The 20,893-nt window shown below is 70.3% G+C and carries 18 protein-coding genes; 2 read left to right on the plus strand and 16 right to left on the minus strand.

What is annotated here, in order from left to right:
• Window positions 1-86 precede the first annotated feature (86 nt).
• The 13 genes from ACIBL3_RS31940 to ACIBL3_RS32000 form a co-directional block, all read right to left on the minus strand.
• Window positions 87-737 carry an NUDIX domain-containing protein gene (locus tag ACIBL3_RS31940; protein WP_396357477.1) on the minus strand — a complete coding sequence of 217 codons (651 nt, stop codon included), beginning with the start codon at window positions 735-737 and terminating at the stop codon, window positions 87-89.
• Entirely contained in the window at window positions 734-2,461 is a 1,728-nt protein-coding gene (locus tag ACIBL3_RS31945) for a CTP synthase (protein WP_396357478.1), read from the minus strand. Before ACIBL3_RS31945 ends, ACIBL3_RS31940 begins: the two co-directional genes overlap by 4 nt.
• Window positions 2,462-2,482: 21 nt before the next feature.
• A complete protein-coding gene (locus tag ACIBL3_RS31950) occupies window positions 2,483-3,508 on the minus strand; it encodes a glycosyltransferase family 4 protein (RefSeq protein ID WP_396357479.1) in 1,026 nt (341 codons plus the stop codon).
• Window positions 3,505-5,085: a murein biosynthesis integral membrane protein MurJ gene (gene murJ / locus ACIBL3_RS31955; protein ID WP_396357480.1), complete on the minus strand. Its 1,581-nt coding sequence runs from the start codon at window positions 5,083-5,085 to the stop codon at window positions 3,505-3,507. Before murJ ends, ACIBL3_RS31950 begins: the two co-directional genes overlap by 4 nt.
• Before the next feature lie 7 nt (window positions 5,086-5,092).
• The gene (locus ACIBL3_RS31960) at window positions 5,093-5,905 is read right to left on the minus strand and encodes a hypothetical protein (protein ID WP_396357481.1); all 813 of its coding nucleotides are present in this window, start codon (window positions 5,903-5,905) and stop codon (window positions 5,093-5,095) included.
• A gap of 1 nt (window position 5,906) precedes the next feature.
• On the minus strand, window positions 5,907-6,854 hold the full coding sequence (locus ACIBL3_RS31965; protein ID WP_396357482.1) for a copper transporter: 948 nt from the start codon (window positions 6,852-6,854) through the stop codon (window positions 5,907-5,909).
• Window positions 6,851-8,032, minus strand: coding sequence for a putative cytokinetic ring protein SteA (gene steA, locus ACIBL3_RS31970; protein ID WP_396357483.1), 1,182 nt, complete (start codon window positions 8,030-8,032; stop codon window positions 6,851-6,853). Before steA ends, ACIBL3_RS31965 begins: the two co-directional genes overlap by 4 nt.
• Before the next feature lie 97 nt (window positions 8,033-8,129).
• A complete protein-coding gene (gene recN, locus ACIBL3_RS31975) occupies window positions 8,130-9,860 on the minus strand; it encodes a DNA repair protein RecN (RefSeq protein ID WP_396357484.1) in 1,731 nt (576 codons plus the stop codon).
• Window positions 9,861-10,796, minus strand: coding sequence for an NAD kinase (locus ACIBL3_RS31980; RefSeq protein ID WP_396357485.1), 936 nt, complete (start codon window positions 10,794-10,796; stop codon window positions 9,861-9,863).
• Between the two features lie 15 nt (window positions 10,797-10,811).
• Complete coding sequence (locus tag ACIBL3_RS31985) at window positions 10,812-11,663, minus strand: TlyA family RNA methyltransferase (protein ID WP_396357486.1); 852 nt, start codon at window positions 11,661-11,663, stop codon at window positions 10,812-10,814.
• Between the two features lie 6 nt (window positions 11,664-11,669).
• Window positions 11,670-12,197, minus strand: a complete 528-nt coding sequence (locus ACIBL3_RS31990) for a hypothetical protein (RefSeq protein WP_396357488.1) — start codon at window positions 12,195-12,197, stop codon at window positions 11,670-11,672.
• Window position 12,198: 1 nt separating this feature from the next.
• The gene (locus ACIBL3_RS31995; RefSeq protein WP_396357489.1) at window positions 12,199-12,630 is read right to left on the minus strand and encodes a phasin family protein; all 432 of its coding nucleotides are present in this window, start codon (window positions 12,628-12,630) and stop codon (window positions 12,199-12,201) included.
• 75 nt (window positions 12,631-12,705) lie between these two features.
• Entirely contained in the window at window positions 12,706-13,809 is a 1,104-nt protein-coding gene (locus tag ACIBL3_RS32000) for an HAD-IIA family hydrolase (protein ID WP_396357490.1), read from the minus strand.
• Between the two features lie 24 nt (window positions 13,810-13,833).
• On the opposite strand from ACIBL3_RS32000, the gene ACIBL3_RS32005 reads away from it, so the two are divergent.
• Window positions 13,834-15,003: a DUF1015 domain-containing protein gene (locus ACIBL3_RS32005; protein WP_396357491.1), complete on the plus strand. Its 1,170-nt coding sequence runs from the start codon at window positions 13,834-13,836 to the stop codon at window positions 15,001-15,003.
• A gap of 4 nt (window positions 15,004-15,007) precedes the next feature.
• Here the strand turns inward: ACIBL3_RS32005 and ACIBL3_RS32010 are convergent, their stop codons facing one another.
• The 3 genes from ACIBL3_RS32010 to ACIBL3_RS32020 are packed head-to-tail and all read right to left on the minus strand — an operon-like array spanning window position 15,008 to window position 17,540.
• On the minus strand, window positions 15,008-15,886 hold the full coding sequence (locus tag ACIBL3_RS32010; RefSeq protein ID WP_396357492.1) for a CHAD domain-containing protein: 879 nt from the start codon (window positions 15,884-15,886) through the stop codon (window positions 15,008-15,010).
• Between the two features lie 53 nt (window positions 15,887-15,939).
• Window positions 15,940-16,881, minus strand: a complete 942-nt coding sequence (locus ACIBL3_RS32015) for a hypothetical protein (protein WP_396357493.1) — start codon at window positions 16,879-16,881, stop codon at window positions 15,940-15,942.
• A gap of 32 nt (window positions 16,882-16,913) precedes the next feature.
• Window positions 16,914-17,540: a hypothetical protein gene (locus tag ACIBL3_RS32020; RefSeq protein WP_396357495.1), complete on the minus strand. Its 627-nt coding sequence runs from the start codon at window positions 17,538-17,540 to the stop codon at window positions 16,914-16,916.
• 793 nt (window positions 17,541-18,333) lie between these two features.
• Between ACIBL3_RS32020 and ACIBL3_RS32025 the strand changes: the two genes are divergently transcribed.
• The gene (locus tag ACIBL3_RS32025) at window positions 18,334-19,833 is read left to right on the plus strand and encodes a GMC family oxidoreductase (RefSeq protein WP_396357496.1); all 1,500 of its coding nucleotides are present in this window, start codon (window positions 18,334-18,336) and stop codon (window positions 19,831-19,833) included.
• Window positions 19,834-20,893 lie beyond the last annotated feature (1,060 nt).

Genomic DNA, 20,893 nt, shown 5'->3' on the forward strand with positions numbered 1-20,893 from the left:
TTGAGATCTCCTTGGGGCGTTCGGGATCAGCCGGTCAGCAGGGTGATGCTGACCGGAGTCCCGAGCGACGTCAAGGGTGCGGGAGCTCAGCGGTCCTTGGCCGGCCAGGGCGCGTCGGCTGCGCGGAGGTTGTCGAAGCCTGGGCCGTTCAGCGCGGTCCAGGTCGCGAGGGCGCCCATCACGAGGATGGGGTTGTGCAGGTGGCCGGCCAGGACGGCGCCGACCACGTCGATCAGCGGCGCCCAGACGGTTTCCATGTCGGCTTCCTCGTGGAGGCGGTCGTAGGCCTCGTCGGCCGGCGACAGGTCGCGGGCCAGGAAGATCCGGACCGCCTCGTCGGTGAGCCCTGGGGAGGTGAACGCGTCGACGAGGACGCGCCAGTCGGCCGCCTTCGTGCCGGTCTCCTCCCACAGCTCCCGCTCGGCGCCCAGCCGGTACTGCTCGCCCTGTACGTCGAGCAGACCGGCCGGTGGCTCGAGCAGGCGATGCCCGACCGGGTGCCGGTACTGCCGGACCAGCAGCATTCGGTTGGCCGAGTCGAGCGCGACCACACCGACCGCACCCGGATGTACGACGACGTCCCGGACGAACGGTTCGCGACCCGGTGGGGCGAGGTGGTCCCGCCGTACCGAGATCACCCGGCCGGTCTCGTGCACCACCTCCGACGAGGCCACCGGCCACTGCTCCGGCACGTCGGTCAGGCCGGCGCCGAACCGCAGTTCGGGATGGTCCTTCATCGAGCCTTGACCGTGGTCTTGCCGGCCGGCTTCGGCGCCGGCTTCTGGGCCACCGCCGGCTCCTCGACCGGCAGCCGCGACTCGCGCTGCCGGGCCAGGGCGGCGTCGATCAGGCCGGCGAACAGCGGGTGCGGCTTGGTCGGCCGGGACCGCAGCTCGGGGTGCGCCTGGGTGGCCACGAAGTACGGGTGCTGGGCCTTGTCGAGCTCGATGAACTCGACCAGCTCGTTGTCCGGCGACAGCCCGCTGAAGACCAGACCGGCAGTCTCCAGTTTGTCGCGGTAGGCGTTGTTCACCTCATAGCGGTGCCGGTGCCGCTCCTGCACCGACGGGGCGCCGTACAGATCCCGGACGATCGAGCCGTCGGCGAGGTTGGCCGGGTAGAGGCCGAGCCGCATGGTGCCGCCGAGGTCACCGGAGCCGGAGACGATGTGCTTCTGCTCCTCCATGGTCGCGATCACCGGCTGCTCGGCGTCCGGGTCGAACTCGCTGGAGTTGGCCTCGTCCAGCCCGGCCAGGTTGCGGGCGACCTCGATCACCATGCACTGCAGGCCGAGGCACAGCCCGAGGATCGGGATCCGCTGCTCGCGGGCGAAGGTGATCGCGCCGATCTTGCCCTCGATCCCGCGGACGCCGAACCCGCCCGGGATGCAGATCGCGTCGACGTCGCCGAGCAGCCGCGCGGCCGCCTCGGGCGTGGCGCAGTCGTCGGAGGCGATCCAGCGCAGCGTGACCTTGGCGTCGTTGTCGAACCCGCCGGCCCGCAGCGCCTCGGCGACCGACAGGTACGCGTCCGGCAGGTCGATGTACTTGCCGACCAGCGCCACCGTGACCTGGTCCTTCGGGTTGTGCACGACCCGCAGCAGCTCGTCCCACCGGGTCCAGTCGACGTCACGGAACGGCAGGTTCAGCCGCCGTACGACGTATGCGTCGAGGCCCTCGGTGTGCAGCACCTTCGGGATGTCGTAGATGCTCGGCGAGTCGACGGCGGCGACCACGGCCTCGACGTCGACGTCGCACATCAGCGAGATCTTCCGCTTGACGCCGTCCGGGATCGGCCGGTCGGCGCGGCAGACGACCGCGTCCGGGGCGATACCGATCGAGCGCAGCGCGGCGACCGAGTGCTGGGTCGGCTTGGTCTTCAGCTCACCGCTCGGGGCGAGGTACGGGACCAGCGAGATGTGCAGGAAGAAGACGTTGTCCCGGCCGACGTCGTGCCGGACCTGACGGGCCGCCTCCAGGAACGGCAGCGACTCGATGTCCCCGACGGTGCCGCCGATCTCGTGCAGTACGACGTCCACGTCCGGGCCGGCCATCGCCAGCATCCGTTCCTTGATCTCGTTGGTGATGTGCGGGATCACCTGCACGGTGTCGCCGAGGTACTCGCCGCGGCGCTCCTTGGCGATCACGCTGGAGTACACCTGCCCGGTCGTCACGTTCGCGACCGCGGACAGGTCCCGGTCCAGGAAGCGCTCGTAGTGGCCGATGTCCAGGTCGGTCTCGGCGCCGTCGTTGGTGACGAACACCTCGCCGTGCTGGAACGGGTTCATGGTGCCGGGATCCACGTTGAGGTACGGATCCAGCTTCTGCATGGTGACCCGGATGCCCCGTGCCGTCAGCAGACTGCCGAGGCTGGACGCTGTCAGCCCCTTGCCGAGACTGGATGCCACGCCACCGGTGACGAATACGTGCTTGGTCTGCTGGGAATTCGAAGCCCTGTCCACGGGCCTCCAGCCTACCTCTTGTCAACCCCGGGTCGCGACGAGACCCGCATAGATGTCGAGCAGATTCTTCGCCACCGCGTCTTCGTCCGGCCATCTGGCGGCCAACTCCCGGCCCCGCGTCCGCATAGCGTTCGCCGTCTCCGGCTCCGCCAGCACCGCCCGGACCCCGTCCGCGAGCCCGTCGGCGTCCCCGGGAAACGCCAGCACGGCACTGCCGTCCACCAGCTCCGGGACGCCGCCGACTGCCGTCGCCACCACGGGTACGCCGACCTGCAGAGCCTCCTGAATGACCAGGGCGCGCGCCTCCCAGTGCGAGGTGAGCAGGAACACGTCAGCCGCACCCAGGAGGTCCGCGATGTCGTCGCGGTGACCGAGGAGGTGCACTGGGAGGTTCTCCGCGTCGATCCGCGCCTGCAGGCTCTCCCGCAGCGGGCCGTCGCCGACGATCACGAAGACCACGTCCGGATTGGACTCCCGCACCGAGGCGGCCACGGACAGTAGCGTCGGATAGTCCTTCTGCGGCGCCAGTCGACCGACAGTGAGCACCAGCGGCTCCTCGTCGAGCCCGAGCGTCTGCCTGACCTCGTGACGCGGCGTGCGTACCTGTGGCATCGCGGGTGCCGCGACTGGAGCCAGCAGGGCCTGCCGTGCTCCGAGGCTCTTGGCAAGGTCCACGAGGTCGCTAGAGGCTCCTAGAGTCAGGTCCGCTCCCCTGGCGACCAGGCGCTGCCCAAGCCGCATGACAAGCCCGCGTGGGCCCGGAGCGATGACTGCGTTGTGCCAGGTGACCACCAGGGGCCGCAGCCGCGACCTGTCCCGGAGCGCCGTCATGCCGGCCCGGTAGCCGTGCGCGTGGACCACGTCAGCCCCGCGCAACGCGGCCGTCTGGGTCACGACCGTCGCACCGCCGAAGTCGAAGTGCTCAGCGGTGCCGGGAGGCGCGCAGACGACCACCTCGTGCCCGGCGTGCAGGAACCGCGGTACGAGCGAGGCGACGTGCTGCCCGATCCCGCCCCTCGACTCCGCGAGCAGCAGGCCGATCCTCATTGCGTCTCCTCTACAAGTCCACGACGTCGCAGTGCGCGGACGTCCGCGCGATCCAGTACCAGCGCGACGGCGGCGTACACGACAACGACGGTCAGGCCGGACAACACCGCGAACACGCAAGCCTTGCCCACTCCGGCATCGCCCGCCGGCAACGACACCGCCCAGCCAGCTGCACCAGCAAGTACGGCGCCGACCAGTGCAGCCAGTGTGGCCCGCGGCAATCCGGCGAGTACCCCAGCGCCCGCCTCTCGACGCAGTACGACCAACAGCACGATCGCTCCGGAGACCATGCCGATCGACATCGCGGCCGCCAGCGCCGGCACGGCATCCCAGGACGCTGTCAGCACGACACCGGCCACCGCGACCACCACCCAGGCTGCGGCCGTCACCACTGCCACCTCACGACCGCAGTGCCTCGCGTACAGCACCCTGCCCACGTGCATGAGTACGGCGAACCCAATGGCCGCAGGCGCAAACGCCAAGAACGCGTCGACCAGTGACGCCGCCCTCGACTCCTGCACCGCGCCGTCGTCGTACGCGAAGATCCGAGCGACCGGGACCGCGGTACCCACAAGCAGTGCCGCCCCAGCACCGCCCGCCAGCATCACGGCGCGCGTCGACGAGGCAGCGTAGAAGTCGAACCGCTCCCCCGCGTCATACGCCGCCGCGAGCCGCGGGAACACCGCTGTGGTGATCGGCACGGCCAGTACGGCGTACGGCAGCAGATAAACCGCGTTGGCCCAGGTGTAGACCGCGATGCTGCCAGCCACGCCCCTGTGGTTGGCCAGGTAGGTCGTCACGACGAACGTCAACTGCTGCGCGATCAATATGGCGAGACCGGCAAACGCGAGCCTTCGCAGGACCGGACCGACACCCGGGTCGAGGCGCAGCGTCGGCTTGATCGGGATGCGGAGGAACAGCATCGGCACCAGCACAGTCAGCGCCAGCGCGGCGACGCCCGCCGTCGTACCCCAGGCCAGCAGATCAGCCGCTCCACGCGAGGCCGCGTCGGCGTCCGGCGCCGCGGCCGCGAACGCCAGATAGGTGCCCACGACAACAAGACTGGACACGAGCGGCGCCAGCGCACCGGCCGCGAACCGCTTGTGCGACTGCAGTACGGCGGTCGCGATCACCGCGAGCGCATAGCCGAAGACCTGCGGTACGAAGATCGCCAGCATCCGCGTCGCCGTCGCGGTCGAACCACTGCACTCGGCACCCGGATCGAGCATCGCGTCGGTGTAGGTGGACGCGAAAAGCCAAGCCAGCAAGGCGAACGGCGCCAGCAGCACGAACGACCAGGTGATCAGCGCGCCGATGACACGACCCTGCGCGGCACGGTCGCCACGCGCCACCGGACCGGCGAGCACCGGGATGACCGCACCCGCCAGGGCACCACCCGCGACCACCTCGAAGAGGATGTTCGGCAGTTGGTTCGCGGTCGTGTAGGCCTCGGCGAGACAGCCCGCGCCGACGGTTTTCGAGAACACCAGCCAGCGGCCGAATCCGACCACCCGAGCGAGGACTGTGACCGCGGCAACCAGCAGTGCGGCCCGGGCGATCCGACCGCCCGTACTCACCGCGTCATCATCGGGGCCTACGGCCCCACTGGTCGATCTTGTCCAGCACCGGGTTCTCCGCGATCACCTTGGTGAAGCTGACCTTCTCGCTGGCCAGGTTCAGCGCGACGACGGCGCCCAGCGCGAGTGCCTTCAGCGGACGCGGCAGGGAGGCGGCCAGCGCCGTACCGGTGATTGCGCCGAGGCCGTTCGCGCCACAGTCGCCGAGCATCGAGCGCTCACCGAGGTCGGACGGCGCCGCGGCCGCGGCCGCACCGACGACCGCGCCGGCCGGACCGTTCGTCGCCGCCAGCGGCGCGTTCACGGCGGCGACCGCCTTCAGCGCGCGGCCGGGCCGGAGGTCGAGCAGGTTGGTGAGGTTCGCCGTCCCCGCGATCAAGGCGCCGTCGGCAACGACCCCGGCGACGGCCTGCACCCCGGACGACTTCCGCGGCAGCAGCGCGGCAGCGACCAGACCGGCGGCGCCGACCCCGAGGATCTTCACCGCGCCGCTCGTCACCTCGCCCCGCTTCAGCGCGCTGAGGTGCCCGCGGAATCCCTTCGCCTGCGTGGTCCCGCGCAGGTCGTCGTAGGCGCCGACCGCACCCGACACCGACCCGGCGAGCAGCGCCGCCGCCTTCACCTTGCCCGGAGTCTTGGGGGATGCCGCGACCCCTGCCAGCGCACCGAGCACCGCGACCGGTCCCTCGAGCAGGGTGACCGGCTCGCCACGATGGTTGGTCCGCTCGAACGGCTCGCGGTTCTCCTTGGGCAGGTTCGCCGCGGCGCGTTCGAGCGCGGCGGTGGCGGCTGCCGCGACGGCAGCGCTCAGAATTCCCACGTCAGTTGTCCTTCGTCTGTACGTCCGACGGCGCTACGCCGTTCTTCGCGTCGATGGCGCCGTACTGCCCCGCCTTGCCGCTCGCCTGCTCGGCCAGCGAGAAGACGACCGTCGCCTGCCCGGCGGGGATGTCGGCCACGTCCACCGAAGAAACGATCTTGGTCGCGTCGGAGTCACTCCGCAATGCCTTGAGCAGACCGCCGTCCTGCGCGGTCACCGGCGTGCCGGCCACCACGACGCCGTTGCTGCCCTGGTCCAGACCCTCGATGAAGTCCACGGAGTCGTTGTACGACGAGTTGTCCGGCGTCGGCGTCGGCGGCTTCGCGGCGACCACGACGAGCAGGCTGGCCCGGTCCTTGATCTGCGACGGCTTCAGCGACATCAGCTTCGACCCGGTCAGGCCGCTGATGATCTTGGTCGACTCGCCGTCCGCGCCCTTGCCCTCCTCCTTGGCCGCGACGCCACGGGCCAGGATCAGCCCGGCCCGCTGGTACGCCGTACTGTCCGCGGGGAAGTCGACGTCGGGGGTGACCAGCTCGGTGACGATCTGCTCGACCAGCTGGCGCTGACCGGCGTCGAACATCTTGCTGTCCAGCGCGACCCGGGTGGTGACCTGCCCGCCGGCCTTCTCCAGCTCGTCGGTCAGCGTGTTGGCGAGGTCGCCGTCGGCGTTCGGCATCGTGACGACGACGATCTTCTTGCCGCTCAGCTTGCCGTCGGTCAGCCCGGCGGTGACCTTGGCGACGTAGTCGTCGCGGTACTTGTCCAGCGTCTTGGTCTCGTCCAGCTTGGCCCGGGTGTCGGCGAGCTGCTGGCGGTCCTTCTCGGCTTGGCTCGCGACGAGCTCGCTGCCGGTGCCCTTCAGCGGCCCGGCGCCCAGCACCACACCGGCGCCCAGGGCGAAGAAGATCGCCACGATCGAGACGATGTGGTAGCGAAAGTCGATCACGTGAACAGCTCCCGGATCCAGTAGACGAAGTCGCTCCAGCGCGCCCGCAGGATCGACCAGAGCACGTCGTCGGCGCCGATCGCGACCAACGCCATGCCGAGTGCGAACAGGCCGGCCGCGGCCAGCGCGACCACCTGGAAGGTCGAGACCCGGCTGCGGTAGAGCCGGCCGACCCCCTTGGCGTCCACCAGCTTGGCGCCGACGCGCAAGCGGGTGATGAAGGTGCTCGCCATCCCGGGGCGGCCCTTGTCGAGGAACTCCACCAGCGAGTTGTGGGTGCCGACCGCGACGATCAGCGACGCGCCCTTGGAGTCGGCCAGCAGCATCGCGACGTCCTCGCTGGTGCCGGCGGCCGGGAACTCGATCGACTCCACGCCGAGCCGTTCCATCCGCTCCGAGCCCGGGGCGCGGCCGTCGCGGTAGGCGTGCACGACGACCTCGGCGCCGCACTTCAGCGTCTCGTCCTTGACCGAGTCCATGTCGCCGATGATCAGGTCCGGGACGTAGCCCTCCTCGACCAGCGCGTCGGCGCCGCCGTCGACGCCGATCAGCACCGGCCGGTACTCCCGGATGTACGACTTCAGCGCGACCAGGTCCTCGCGGTAGTCGTACCCGCGGACCACGATCAGGACGTGCTTGCCCTCCATCGGCGTGTGGATCTCCGGTACGCCGACGCCGTCGAGCAGCAGGTCGCGTTCGCGGCGCAGGTACTCCAGCGTGTTGGCGGTGAACGCCTCCAGCTGAGTGGACAGCCCGGACCGGGCCTCGTCCATCAGGTCCGCGACGGTCTTGCTGTCCTGCGAGATGCCCTTGGCGACGACCTCCTCGCCCCGGTACAGCGAGCCGTCGTGCAGCCGGACCCGCTCCCCCTCGTGCAGGATCGAGAACACCTCGCGGCCGACCCCGTCGACCAGCGGGACGCCCGCCTCGACGAGGATCTCCGGACCGAGGTTCGGGTAGCGGCCGCTGATCGAGTCGGACACGTTCACCACCGCGGCGACCCGGCAGTCGACCAGCGCCTCGGCGCTGACCCGGTCCAGGTCGACGTGGTCGATGACCGCGATCTCGCCCGGTTTCAGCCGCTTGGTGAGATTCTTGGTACGGCGATCGAGCCGGACCACGCCGGCGATGCCGGGCAGTTCAGCAGGACGTGCTCTCCGCAGGCTGGGCAGTTTCATCGCGCTCTCATCCTGCCATGTCAAGAGCCCCCTCCCGGTTCATTTACCCCGCCGGGCGGGCAACCACGCACGGAAATCGTGGTGACTGTGCGTCAAATCATCCTTTCGAACGACTCTTCCGGCGCGGTGTGTGACGCTCCGCTGCGAGCGCGAGCAACTCCTCTGCGTGCGCCTGCGCGGCGTCGGAGTTCTCCAGACCGGCCATCATCCGGGACAGTTCCTTCAACCGGGCGTCGTCGTCGAGGGCGACCAGGCCACTCGTGGTGACGGATCCGTCGTCACTCTTCAGCACAACGGCATGACGATCCGCGAACGCGGCTACCTGCGGCAGGTGGGTCACCACGATCACCTGTGCCTTCTCGGCCAGCCGGGCGAGTCGCTTGCCGACCTCGACCGCGGCGCGGCCGCCGATGCCGGCGTCGATCTCGTCGAACACCAGCGTCGGCACCGGGTGCGTGTCGCTGAGGATCACCTCGAGCGCGAGCATCACCCGGGACAGCTCACCGCCGGACGCCGCCTTCTGCAGCGGGCGCGCCGGGCTGCCCGGGTTCGCCGCGAAGCAGAACTCGATCTCGTCGATCCCGAACGGACCGGGCGCGGTCTCGTGCACCTCGATCGACAGCTTCGCGTGCGGCATCGCGAGGCCGGTCAGCTCCTCGGACACCGCGACACCGAGCCGCTCGGCTGCCTCTTGGCGCGCCGCCCTGATCTGCCGGCCGAGGTCGGTGAGCTTGGCGTCCAGCTCGGCGAGCTCAGCGGTCAGGAGCTCGACTCGCTCGTCGCTGCCGTCCAGCTCGGCCAGCCGTTGCGCGGATCGCTTCGACCATTCGAGCACCTCGTCCACCGTGCCCTCGTCGGCGCCGTACTTGCGGACCAGGCTGGTCAGCAGCGACCGCCGCTCACTCACGACGGCCAGCCGAGCCGGGTCCGTGTCGACGTCGGCGGCGTACGACGAAAGCTCTTGAGCCAGGTCCGCCGCGAGGTACCCGAGCTCGCCGGCCCGATCGGCCAGCTCCGCCAGCTTGGGATCGTGGTGGCGCTCCGCGTCGAGGACCTGCTTGGCGAGCGCGAGCAGCCCGAGTACGTCGCTCGGCCTGGTGGACTCGAGATCCTCCGAGGCCATCGCGTCGGCTGCTGTCGTGGCCGCCGTACGGAGGCCGTCGGCGTACGCGAGTCGGTCCTCCTCGGCGGCGAGCTCGGTGTCCTCGCCGGGCAGCGGCTCGGCCTTCGCGACCTCGTCGAGCCCGAAGCGCAGCAGGTCCGCCTCGGCGAGCCGATCGCGCTGCCGGGTGGTCAGCTCGGTCAGCTCGGCCTCGACCTCACGGTGCCGTTTGTAGGCGGCGGCGTACTCCTGCAGGGGCACGAGCACGGCCTTGCCGGCGAAGGTGTCGAGGGTCTCGCGCTGCCGAGACGGCTGCAGCAACCGCCACTGCTCGGCCTGCCCGTGGATCGCGACCAGGTCGCCGGACACCTCGCCCAGGACGGACACCGGCACGGACGCACCACCGAGGAACGCCCGCGAGCGTCCCTCGGAGGACAGCTCACGGGCGATCAGCAACTCGTCGTCGTCCAGCTCGCCGCCACGGTCCTCGGCCTGCTGCACGATCGCCTTCGGTACGGCGCTGGCCCGGCCCTCGACCCTGGCCCGGCGGGTCCCGTGCCGCACCAGGCCGCTGTCCGCGCGGCCACCGAGCAGCATGTTGACCCCGGTCACGACCATCGTCTTGCCGGCCCCGGTCTCGCCGGTGACCGCGGTGAACCCCGGATCGAGGTCCAGCGTGGCGTCCTCGATCACGCCCAACCCGGTGATGCGAATCTCCGAGAGCACTTAGGTCTCCTGTTGTCCGTTGCCGTTGCGCTTTCGCTCGGCGGCTCCGCGCCACCCGAGCACGGGTAGATCGAACTTGGCTACGAGTCGGTCCGTGAACGGGGCCTCGTGCGCCCGCGCCAGCCGGACCGGCCGGTTGCCGCGGCGGACCTGGATCTCGGCGCCCGGCGGCACCTCGACCATCCGGCGGCCGTCGCACCACAGCACCCCGCGACCGTGCCACGACGGCACCAGCTCGATCGACAGCTGCGACGTCGGCGCGACCACGATCGGCCGGGAGAACAACGCGTGCGCGCTCAGCGGCACCATCAGGATCGCCTCGACCTCGGGCCACACGATCGGACCACCGGCCGAGAAGGAGTACGCCGTACTGCCCGTCGGCGTGGCCACCACGACGCCGTCACAGCCCCAGCGGGACAGCGGCCTGTCGTCCACCTCGACCATCACCTCGAGCATCCGCTCGCGGGCCGCCTTCTCCACACTCGCCTCGTTCAGCGCCCAGGTGTCGAAGATCTGCTCGCCGTCCAGCCGTACGTCGACCGCGAGCGTCATCCGCTCCTCGACTGTGTAGCTGCGATCCACCACCACCTGGACGATCCGCTCGAGGTCGTCCACCTCGGCCTCGGCCAGGAAGCCGACGTGACCGAGGTTGACCCCGAGCACTGGAGTCCCGTGCGGGCGGGCCAGCTCGGCGCCGCGCAGGATCGAGCCGTCGCCACCGAGCACCATGATCAGCTCGACGTCCAGCGCCGCCTTCTCGTGGTCGTCGACGAGCTCCGCGGGGTCGAGTTTCAGCGCTTCGGCCTCGTCCGCGAGCAGCCGGACCAGCAGACCGGAGTCGGTCAGTAGCCGGTGCGCGTCCCGCGCCACCTCGACCGCCTGCTCCCGCCCGGTGTGCGTCACCAGCAGCACGCGCCGCGGCTCGTGCTCACCCACTCGCGTCCCCACCTTTCACTGTGCCTTTTCCTTCCCCGCCCCACCGCCCCGGACAGGGGGACCGTTCTCGACCGCGGTCTGGAGCATCGTCTCATCGAGAGGCGGCGCGGACCGGCGTATCCACAGGAAGTATTCGACATTTCCTGACGGACCAGGCAACGGGCTCGCGGCGACGCCCTCCACTCCCCAGCCCAGCTCCGCAGCCTTGGCCGCCACCCCGCGCACCGCGTCGGCGCGCAACTCGGGATCTCGGACCACCCCGCCCTTGCCGAGCCGCTCCTTGCCGACCTCGAACTGCGGCTTCACCATCAGCACCAGGTCGCCGTCCGGTTTCACCACCCCGATCAGGGCCGGGAGGACGAGCGTGAGCGAGATGAAGCTGAGGTCGGAGACGACGAGATCAACCGGTTCGCCGCCGATGTCGTCGAGGGTGAGCGTGCGGACGTTCGTCCGGTCCATCACCGTGACGCGGTCGTCGGTCTGCAGCGACCACACCAACTGGCCGTACCCGACGTCGACCGCGATCACGTGCGCCGCGTCCTTGCGCAGCAGTACGTCGGTGAATCCGCCGGTGGACGCGCCCGCGTCGAGGGTCCGGCGACCCTTCACCAGCACGCCGCTGAAGGCTTCGAGCGCGCCGACCAGCTTGTACGCGCCGCGGCTGGCGTAGTTCGGGTCGTCGATGTCCGACGTGTCGACGACGATCGGGGCATCGGCTCCGACACCGGTCGCGGGTTTGGTGGCAACGGTGCCGGAGACCTTCACCTTGCCCGCGGCGATCAGCTCGCTCGCGTGCTCACGGGACCGTGCGAGGTTCCGTCGTACCAGCTCGGCGTCGAGCCGCGATCGCTTGATTCCTTTGGCCACAGCCGTCTAACTGCGGTCACCGGTCTCGGCGTCCGCCTCCACCAGTGCGGTCTGCAGGCGCTCGTGCAGGTCGGCGTACACGTCGGCATGCTCAGCGACCGGCCGGTCCCGCAACTCGTCGAGCCGGGACATCGTCTCCTCGACCAGCGGGTGCGCGTCGTCGTCTTCTGGGCTGTCATCCTCGGGTTCGGCGGCGGAGTCCGCGACGAACGGGTGCTGGTGCTCGTCCTCGGGCGCCCGCGCGAACTCCGGCCCGAACTCCACCTCGGCCGGATCGACGTGCGGCGCCGGCTCGTCCTCGCGGTTGGCGGGGGCGTCCACGGATGCCTCGAAAGCTGCTTCGGTGTCCTGCTCGCCGTCCTCGCCGTACTGGCCCATCTCGGGCTGGACGTCGCCGTACGAGAAGTTCTGTGGCGCCGGCTCGGCGTCGTAGTCGGGGGCCTCCGGGGTGTCCTCCGACGGGTAGGGGTCGAAACCCGGCTCGACGTCGGGGTCGACGCCCGGCGGGAACTGCTCGCCAGGATGCTCGGTCACGTCACGCCTTCTTCGCCGTCTTCTTGGCCGGCGCCTTCTTGGCCGCCTTCTTCGCCGGGGCCTTCTTCGCGGCCTTCTTGACCGCCGCGTGCGCCGAAGCCGGTGCCGCGGCCCGCGCCGCCTTCAGTTCGGTCTCCAGCGTCTGGACCCGGCGGGTCAGCGCGTCGACCTCCTCGGACCGGACGAACCCGAGCCGCGCGACCGCGCCCTCGACCTCGTTGGTCACGATCGCCTGCAGCAACTGACGGTTGCTCTTGCTGGTGGCAACGATCTCGTCGGCCAGGTCACTCACCTTGGCGGTCAGCCCGGACGTCAGCTTGTCGGCGCCGGTCTGCTGCAGCAGCGCCTTGGCCGCCGCCTCAGCCCGTTGCTTCGTGACCTCGGTCAGCCCGCTCGCCAGTTGTACGTAGCCGCGCAGTGCATCCAGCACCATGACTGCCTCCTTGCTTCGTTCCAGCAACGGTATCGCCTCACTCCCGCAATACCACCCACCCCACTGGCCGTGGGGCTACTTGTCCAGCCCCACGCGATGCAGGGCGGCGTCGATGGCGATCGAGCCCGGCACCGGGGCCGGCTTGGGCAGTGGGCGGCGACCGCGTGCCGTGCTCTTCTTCACGGCCGGTTTCGCCGGGGTGTCCACGGCGGTCCACACCGCGGACAGGATCGCCCGCAGGCCGTCGTACGGCGCGCCCTCGCCCTTGACGCTCACGGCGTTGTCCACGACCTCGGCGGTCCAGCCCGCACACGTGTGCCGCCCGCCCTCGACCGTGACTCCGGGCTGCTTCTCCGCAAGCGCTCCCAGGTCGGCCGCGACGTACGTCGGCCGCTGGTGCTTCGGCGCCCGGGCCAGATCGTGCGCGTCGTGGACGCCGGTCGCCACCCACAGGCTGGCGATCCCGACCTTGTTCGCACCCTCGATGTCGGAGTCGAGCCGGTCGCCGATCATCAACGGCCGCTCGGCGTTCAGCCGCTCGATACTCGTCTCCAGCAACGGCCGCTCCGGCTTGCCGGCCACGATCGGGTCCACGTCGACCGCGGCCCGGATCGCCTGCACCAGCGTCCCGTTCCCGGGTGCCATGCCCGCGGCGGTGGGGATCGTGAGGTCCAGGTTGGTCGCGTACCACTTCGCGCCCTCATGGATCGCGTGCGCGCCGTCGGCAAGCATCACCCAGTTCACGTCCGGGTGGAACCCTTGTACGACGGCCACCGGGTGCGCGTCGCTGCTGCGGACCGGGCGCAGCCCGTACTCCTCCAGCGCCGACGTGAGTCCCTCACCGCCGACCACGAGCACCGGCGACCCCTCGGGGTACTCAGTCGCGATCAGCTTCGCGGCAGCCTGCGCGGACGTCACCACGTCGTCGGCGATCACATCCAGCCCGAACGACGCGAGGTGCTCGGCGACCACCCGGGCCGGCCGGCTCGCGTTGTTGGTGATGTAGCCGATCCGCAGGCCTTCTTTGGCCGCCTTGCGCAGGTTCTCCGGCGCGTCGGGGACCGGGTCGGGGCCGACGTACACGACACCGTCGAGGTCGAGCAGCGCGACGTCGTACCGACTGGCGAGCGGTTCGTCACATGCCGACAGCGGCGCGGGCGAAGTTCGTTCCGTGCTCATGCTTCCCCCCGTACGATTCCGCCCATGCCAGCAAGCGGACCGGACTCGAGCGAGAGCGTGCTGCGGCTCGAGCCGTTGCGCGCCTGGCGGTTCGTGGCCGGCAAGGTGAGCGCGCTCGGCGCCGTCACGTCACCGCCGTACGACGTACTGGAACCCGCCATCGTCCGGCGGCTGACTGACTCTGATCTGCACAACATGGTGAGGCTCATCCTTCCACGCGATCCGGACCTCGGCCCCGGCCGGTACGACGAGCCGGCCCGACGGCTCGCGGGATGGCAGCGCGACGGCGTGGTGGTTCAGGACGAACGGCCCGCGTTGTATGTCTACGAGCAGCGACTGGGCAACGCCGTACTGTGCGGACTGGTCGGCTCACTCGGCCTGGATCCGGCCCGGCGAGTGGTGCTGCCGCACGAGAACGTCATGCCGCACTGGGTCGACGACCGGCTCGAGCTGATGGAGGCCACGCACGCCGATCTGGAGCCCATCCTGCTCGCCTACGGCGACGGGGGCGTGGCCAGTGACGCAGTAGACGCCGCGCGGTCCGGCGAGCCGTGGCTGGAGGCCGAGACCCTCGGCGCAGAGCACCGCATCTGGCGCATTGAGGACCCGATCGTGCTCGCTGCCATCGCTGCGGAGCTGGCGACGCACGAGGCCCTGATTGCCGACGGCCACCACCGCTACGCGGCCTACCTGGAACGGCGTAGGCGTGAGCCGTCACACGTGAGTACAGACGTCGGTCTGGCGATGCTGGTCGACTACAACCGCCACCCGCTGACGCTGGACCCGATCCACCGCGTCATACCTGGCTTGGACCTGGCCACCGTCTCCTCGCGTACGCCGGACGGCTGGCGGGTGCTGCAGGGCCGCGTTGAGGGCGTGCCGGACCGGATTGGTGTCACTGACGGCTCGGAGTGGCTGACGCTGCACTCGACGGAAGGCCAGGAGGCTCCGACGGTGTCCATGCTGCACGACCTGCTGCTGCCGGCCTGGGGCGTGGTGGAGGACGACATCAGCTTCCACCACACGCTTGCTGACGCACTGGCCCTGGCTGGCCCTCAGCAGGCCGTTGTGGAGCTCACTGCGCCCCGTATGGACCAGGTACTGCGTTCGGCCGTGCGGGGCGTCGTACTGCCGCAGAAGGCGACGTCGTTCGGGCCCAAGCCGCGGGTGGGGTTGCTGTTCCGGACGCTGTGAAGCCTCAGGGCCGGTGGTAGAGGCTGAGGAACTCCTCGCGGAGCGGCTTGCGAGCCGCACGGTGGCGCTCGGTGAGCCGGCCCAGGGTGAACGACAGCTCCGGGTCGTCCTGCGCGGCTGCCTCCCTGGCCATCGCGGTCAGGTTGTCCGCGGCAGCGCAGTGGTCCTGGTGCTGACCTAGTAGCTCCTGGTACTTGGCTGCGTGGGTGGCGACCTCCTTGGCGTCGTCACCGAGCACGGCGGCGCTGGTGTCGGCGGCGTACCGGAGGCGCTTGGCGAGTAGGCGTACCTCATGCCAGTCGTCGTCCTGGGTCCAGGGCTTGAGCTTGTCGGCTTGCTCGGTGAACGTGCGGTCGGCGGCCTTCAGCAGCTGAGGCAGCACCTCACTGCACGGCTTGCTGGCCTTCGGCTTGAGGAGTGGGGACGCCGCGACCGCGTCCAGGGTCTGCAGCAACTCCGCCGTACCCTCGCCGGTCACCACCTCGTTGGACCGGGCAGCGGCACGATCCAGGCCCAGGGTGAGGGTCGTGAGGATCGTCTCCACGTGCTCCGGGTCGTCCTCGCTGTTGGCGGTCTCGCGGACGAGCGCCGCGATCACCTCGAGGTCGCGAGCCTCCCCGCAGGCGTTGGCGAGCGCAGCGAGGTCGGTGCGAAGGTCCTGCGCCCAGTCGCCGGCCAGCAGCTTGCGGAACAGCTTGAGGTCGCTCCGCAACCGGCGGCACGAGACCCGCACCTGGTGGATGGCGTCGTCCTCACCCTTCTCGACCATGAGGATTGCGCGCTGCAGCCGCGTCGTCCCCTTGGCGAGAGCCTTGACCACCAAGGCCCCGACCGGGGCTTCCGCCGACAACTCACCGCTCCAACCCACCACACTGTCCACCATCGAGTCATTCTCCCCGCTCGAGGTGAACACGGCGCCATGGCAAGCGCGCCGTCCTACTCCGTGGGCTTCTCCGGCCCCTCGATTTCCCCGTCCAGGGCATCGTCAACCACCCCGTCCAGGTCCACCTCGTCGGCCTCGTCCACCTCGTCGGCCTCGTCCACCTCGTCCTCGAGCTCGGCGTCGTCGTCCTCGGCGTCGTCGTCGAGCTCCTCGTCGTCGTCCTCGGCCTCGAGGGCGTCCGCCTGGTCCTCGAGCTCGGCGTCGTACGCGTCGTCCTCGGGCTTGTCGTCGTACTCCTCGTCGTCCTCGTCCTCGTCGTCTTCGTCGAGGTCGGTGAACTGGAGGCCTTCGAGCTGGGCGGCGCGTTCGGCGGCACCCGTGGAGCCGTCAGCGTCGACGCCGGCCGCCCGGTGGAACCAGATCAGCGCGTCGTCCTCACGGCCGGCCTCCTCGAGCGCGTCGGCGTACGCGTACCGCAGTCGCGGCAGCCAGTCGGCCTTTGTGCGCTTGGTCAGCTCCGGCACCTGCAGCGTCTGGATCGCCGCCGCTGTCTGACCCATGTCACGCCGCGCGCCGGCCGCCACGATCAGCAACTCGACCTGCGTCGCCTCGGTCAGGTCCCGTACGTGCTTGTCCCGCGACAGCGTCAGCGCCTTCTCCGGCCGCCCGAGCGCCCGCTCGCAATCCGCCATCATCGCGAGAACCTCATGGTTCCCGGTCATCCGCCGTACTGCCCGGAACTCGGTCAGCGCCTCGTCGTAGTGCTCAGCCAGGTACGCCGTGATCGCCACAGCCTCCCGTACGCCGCCAAGCCGCGCAGCGAGCCGCCGCGCGGTCCGCGCATGCTGGTACGCCCGCTCCGGATCGTCGTCGATGAACCGGCCCGACGCGACGAGGTGCTGCGCGACCAGATCCGCGAGGCCACGCGGCAACGACCGCAGCTCAGCCTTCACCGACCGGTCCAGCTCAGCCCCGGTGATCCCCTCCGGAATCACCGGATCATCCCGCCGCGGCCCAGCCTTCTCCTCTACCGGCCGATCCCCGCGCCGCCCGGCGCCACGGTCGTCCCGCCGGGTGCCACCACGCTCATCCCGCCGGAAAGCTCCACGCTCCCCCCGAGCCGGCCCACTCCCACGAGCCGCACCACGCCCACGCTCATCCCGCCCCGACCGCTCATCCCGCCGGTACCCACCACGCTCGTCCCGCCCACCGCGCTCATCCCGCCGGAACCCAGTCCCCGACCGCTCCTCGCGCCGGTACTCCCCACGCCCCCCACGCTCATCCCGGCCACCACGCTCATCCCGCCGGTATCCACCACGGTCATCCCGCCCACCGCGCTCATCCCGCCGGTGACTGCCACGGTCATCGCGCCCACCCCGGTCATCCCGCCGAAAGTCTCCACGTCCCCCGCGATCGTCGCGCCCACCGCGGTCATCCCGCCGGTAGTCACCGCGTCCGCCACGCTCATCGCGGCGGTAGTCCCCACGCCCACCACGCTCGTCCCGGCCCGAGCTCTCGTCCCGCCGGTAGCCACCCCGGCCACCGGATCGGTCGTCACGACCGTCAGTACGCCGATACCCGCCGGACCTCTCGTCCCGCCCCGCTCCACGCCCACCGCGGTCGTCCCGGTCGCCCCGCCCGGACATCTGCCCACCGAACGGATCCCGCTCACCCTTGTCATCCCGCCGAGACCCGGCATACCCTCGCTGGCTCTCGAACCGCCGGTCCTCCCGGTCCTGTCCGTCCCGATACCCACCGGACCGCGAACCACCCCGCGGCCCGGCCGACCGCGGCCCGTCACCCCGGCTGGAAGCCCCTCGAGGCCCGCCCCCGGACCCGCCAGAACCCCGACCACCGGCACCACCCGAACGCCCAGAACCGAACCCTCCGGAACCGCCCGACCGCCCAGCGCCAGAGCCACCCGACCAGCCGCTGCCAGAACCACCGGACCGCCCGCTGCCGGAGCCACCCGACCGCCCAGCGCCGGACCCCCCGGATCCACCGGAGCGCCCGCCACCCGAGCCGCCCGCCCCCGAGCCGGACCGTCCACTACCGAAGCCCGAACGACCGGAGCCCGAGCGCCCACCACCGTCGCGACCGTCCCGGCCGCTACCTCCGGAGGAACCGCGAGGGTCCCCAGAACCGGAGCGAGGATTGCGAGGTGGCGTCGCCACGTTGACTCCTAATTGCTGTAGCTCGATCGAGCACCTGCGCTGCAGCCAGCTGCAGCAAACGGACAAAGTACAAAGGTACCGCCGCCAGCCCCACAACAAGACATCCGGTACACCCACCCCTCAAACCGAGAGGTTGCATCGGTGCAGGAGGTACCACGGCCGCCTCGACTGCGACATGGCGACACCCGTGCCCTGAAGCAGCCGCGGGCAGCAAAGAAGTCCGGGGTCGTGGCTGCCGGGGGATCGTGCGATTGTGAGGTGGGGGGAGGGCGAATGAGCAGTGATGTGATCGTGGTGGGAGGTGGCAGCGCAGGGTGCGTGCTGGCGGCTCGGTTGACCGAGGACGCGGGGTGCTCGGTGTTGCTGATCGAGTCCGGGCCGGACTATCCGGCCCTGGACGACCTGCCGGCCGACGTTGCCGATGCTTCCGAGCCGACAGTGGCTCACGACTGGGGCTACTACGCCGAGGCTGACCCCCTGGACCGGCGTATCCCGCTGCCGCGAGCGCGGCTGATCGGCGGCTGTTCAGCCACCAACGGCTGCTTCGCGCTGCGCGGTGCACCGGCCGATTACGACCGCTGGCAGGCTCTTGGCAATCCTGGGTGGAGCTTCGCTGAAGTCCTGCCGTTCTTTCGGCGATTGGAATCCGATCTCGATTTCACCGACAGCTGGCATGGAAACGACGGCCCGGTCCCGATCCGCCGTCATCCGGTCGACGAGCTCAACCCGATCCAGCAAGCGTTCATCGATGCCGCCGTTCAGGCCGGGCACAGCTATGTCGCCGACCACAACCGACCAGGCGCACTCGGTATTGGACCGACTCCACGCAACGTCCGAGACGGCCTGCGGATGAGTACCGCCGTCACTTACCTCGCCGCCGCCAGGGACCGGCCGAACCTCGCCATCCGCGCCGACACGACGATCGGACGGGTAGAGATCGCACACGGCCGCGCGGTCGGCGTACGGTCCACAACCGGCGAGCTGCTCGAGGCGGACCGCGTCGTCCTGGCGGCCGGCACGTACGGCAGTCCAGCGATCCTCGCTCGCTCGGGCGTCGGCTCCGCAGCTCGCCTGTCACGTCTTGGCATCGACGTCGTCGCGGACCTGCCAGCTGTCGGCGAGCATCTGCTCGACCATCCGATCGTTGCCGTCGACCTACCCACCAGGCCGGCCGCGGGACCGAGATTCCAGGCGATTGCCACGCTCTCCTCGACGTCGAACGGAACGCCAGACCTGCACCTCTTCACGGCCGGACCGTTCCCCGTCAACCGTGAGATCAGCGAGTCCGGCGCGATCTTCGGCATCGTCGCCGGGCTGATGGCGCCGCAATCGGAAGGATCAGTGCGACTCAGGTCGGCCGACCCCAACGATCCGCCGCGCATCGACGTCGCACACCTTCGTCACCCCGACGACCTCGCCCGCATGGTCGACGCCACGATCGAAGCCCGCAGAATCGCCCGCACCGAACCGCTCGCCACCCTCATCACCGGCCCCGAGCTCGCACCAGGACCCGCTGTCCCGGACGACGCCCGCACCGCGATCGCCGACTCCATCCGCGCTCGCGTCGCCTCCTACCACCATCCCGTAGGCACCTGCCGAATGGGCCCCGACCCCGACCAAGACGCAGTCGTAGACGCCCAAGGCCGCGTCTACGGCGTAGACCACCTCTGGATCGCCGACGCATCAGTAATGCCAACAATCCCCTCCGCCAACACCAACCTCCCAACCATCATGCTCGCCGAACACATCTCCACCCGCCTAACCGCCCCTTAACCAGAAACGCCACCCCACTGTCACCGCCCGTGAACCGCCCAACATGCGCACCAGAAGAAGACGCGTGCGGGGGAGCCGCACGGGAGGAGACGCATGGGGCGAGGGCACCCCGGGAGAACACTCCAGGCGACGCACTCGAGGTAGGCGTCGGGGGTGAAGAGCCCGCGGTGAGGCGGCCCCGGGGTGAGGCGGCCCCTGGGGAACTCTCCAGGCGACGCCCGAGGTCGGGCGTCGCGGGTGAGGCGTCCGGGCGTGCGACGCCCCGGACGGAGACCTTCAGACAGGTTGGGTACGCGGGTTGGGTACGCGCCTGGGGGTGAGACGCCGTGAGGTGAGACGCGGGGTGAGACGCGCAGGGTGAGACGGCCCGGGGTGAGGCGGCGCGGGCAGAACCCTCCAGGTGATGCGCTCGAGGTGGGTGTCGGGGTGAAGCGCCCGGGGTGAGCCGCCTGAGGGGAGGCGAAGCGGCCCCGGGAGAACACTCCAGGCAACGCGCCCAAGGTCGGGCGTCGGGGGGTGCGGCGCCCCTGGGTGAAGCCCTGCAGGCGGGTTGGGTGCGCGGGTTGGGCACGCGCGTCGGGCGAGACGCGTGAGGTGAGGCACCCCGGTAGAGCACCTCGGGTGAAGCGCCTGAGGTAGAGCCTTCGCGCGGGTTGGGTAGGCGCGCGGCGAGGAGTCGTAAGCGTCGAGAGCCGCACAGTGGAGCTCACCGCTTCGCAAACCACCAGCTGAGCGAGCCGGCAGCAGTCTTCGGCGGTTTCTCACCGAGCAGGTGAGTTCCGGCGCACCCCGACCATGGGCGGCACCGATGCCCCGGAGCTGCCGATCAGGCAGCGCCCGCCCGGCTGGTGTGGCGCCTGGGCGGTGCACGTGCCGGGTGTCGGGTGTCGGCGTCAGGTGATTGTTGCCGGCCGTGCGGGGCCGGCTGTCCCCTCACGCGGCGCCGCGGGCCTGAGACGTCGGGGGAAATGTTAAGGGCCACCCCAAATCGGGGTGGCCCTTAACAGTGTGAATGTCCGGCGGCGTCCTACTCTCCCACGACCTCCCGGTCGCAGTACCA

The sequence above is a fragment of the Kribbella sp. NPDC050124 genome (assembly GCF_044460355.1).
Classification (GTDB): domain Bacteria; phylum Actinomycetota; class Actinomycetes; order Propionibacteriales; family Kribbellaceae; genus Kribbella.

Bases quoted from the DNA above. Each gene is read 5' to 3' on its own strand.
- ACIBL3_RS31940 (WP_396357477.1), bottom strand. From the start codon at position 737: ATGAAGGACCATCCCGAACTGCGGTTCGGCGCCGGCCTGACCGACGTG.
- ACIBL3_RS31950 (WP_396357479.1), bottom strand. From the start codon at position 3,508: ATGAGGATCGGCCTGCTGCTCGCGGAGTCGAGGGGCGGGATCGGGCAG.
- steA (WP_396357483.1), bottom strand. From the start codon at position 8,032: ATGAAACTGCCCAGCCTGCGGAGAGCACGTCCTGCTGAACTGCCCGGC.
- ACIBL3_RS31995 (WP_396357489.1), bottom strand. From the start codon at position 12,630: ATGGTGCTGGATGCACTGCGCGGCTACGTACAACTGGCGAGCGGGCTG.
- ACIBL3_RS32000 (WP_396357490.1), bottom strand. From the start codon at position 13,809: ATGAGCACGGAACGAACTTCGCCCGCGCCGCTGTCGGCATGTGACGAA.
- ACIBL3_RS32005 (WP_396357491.1), top strand. From the start codon at position 13,834: ATGCCAGCAAGCGGACCGGACTCGAGCGAGAGCGTGCTGCGGCTCGAG.
- ACIBL3_RS32010 (WP_396357492.1), bottom strand. From the start codon at position 15,886: ATGGTGGACAGTGTGGTGGGTTGGAGCGGTGAGTTGTCGGCGGAAGCC.
- ACIBL3_RS32025 (WP_396357496.1), top strand. From the start codon at position 18,334: ATGAGCAGTGATGTGATCGTGGTGGGAGGTGGCAGCGCAGGGTGCGTG.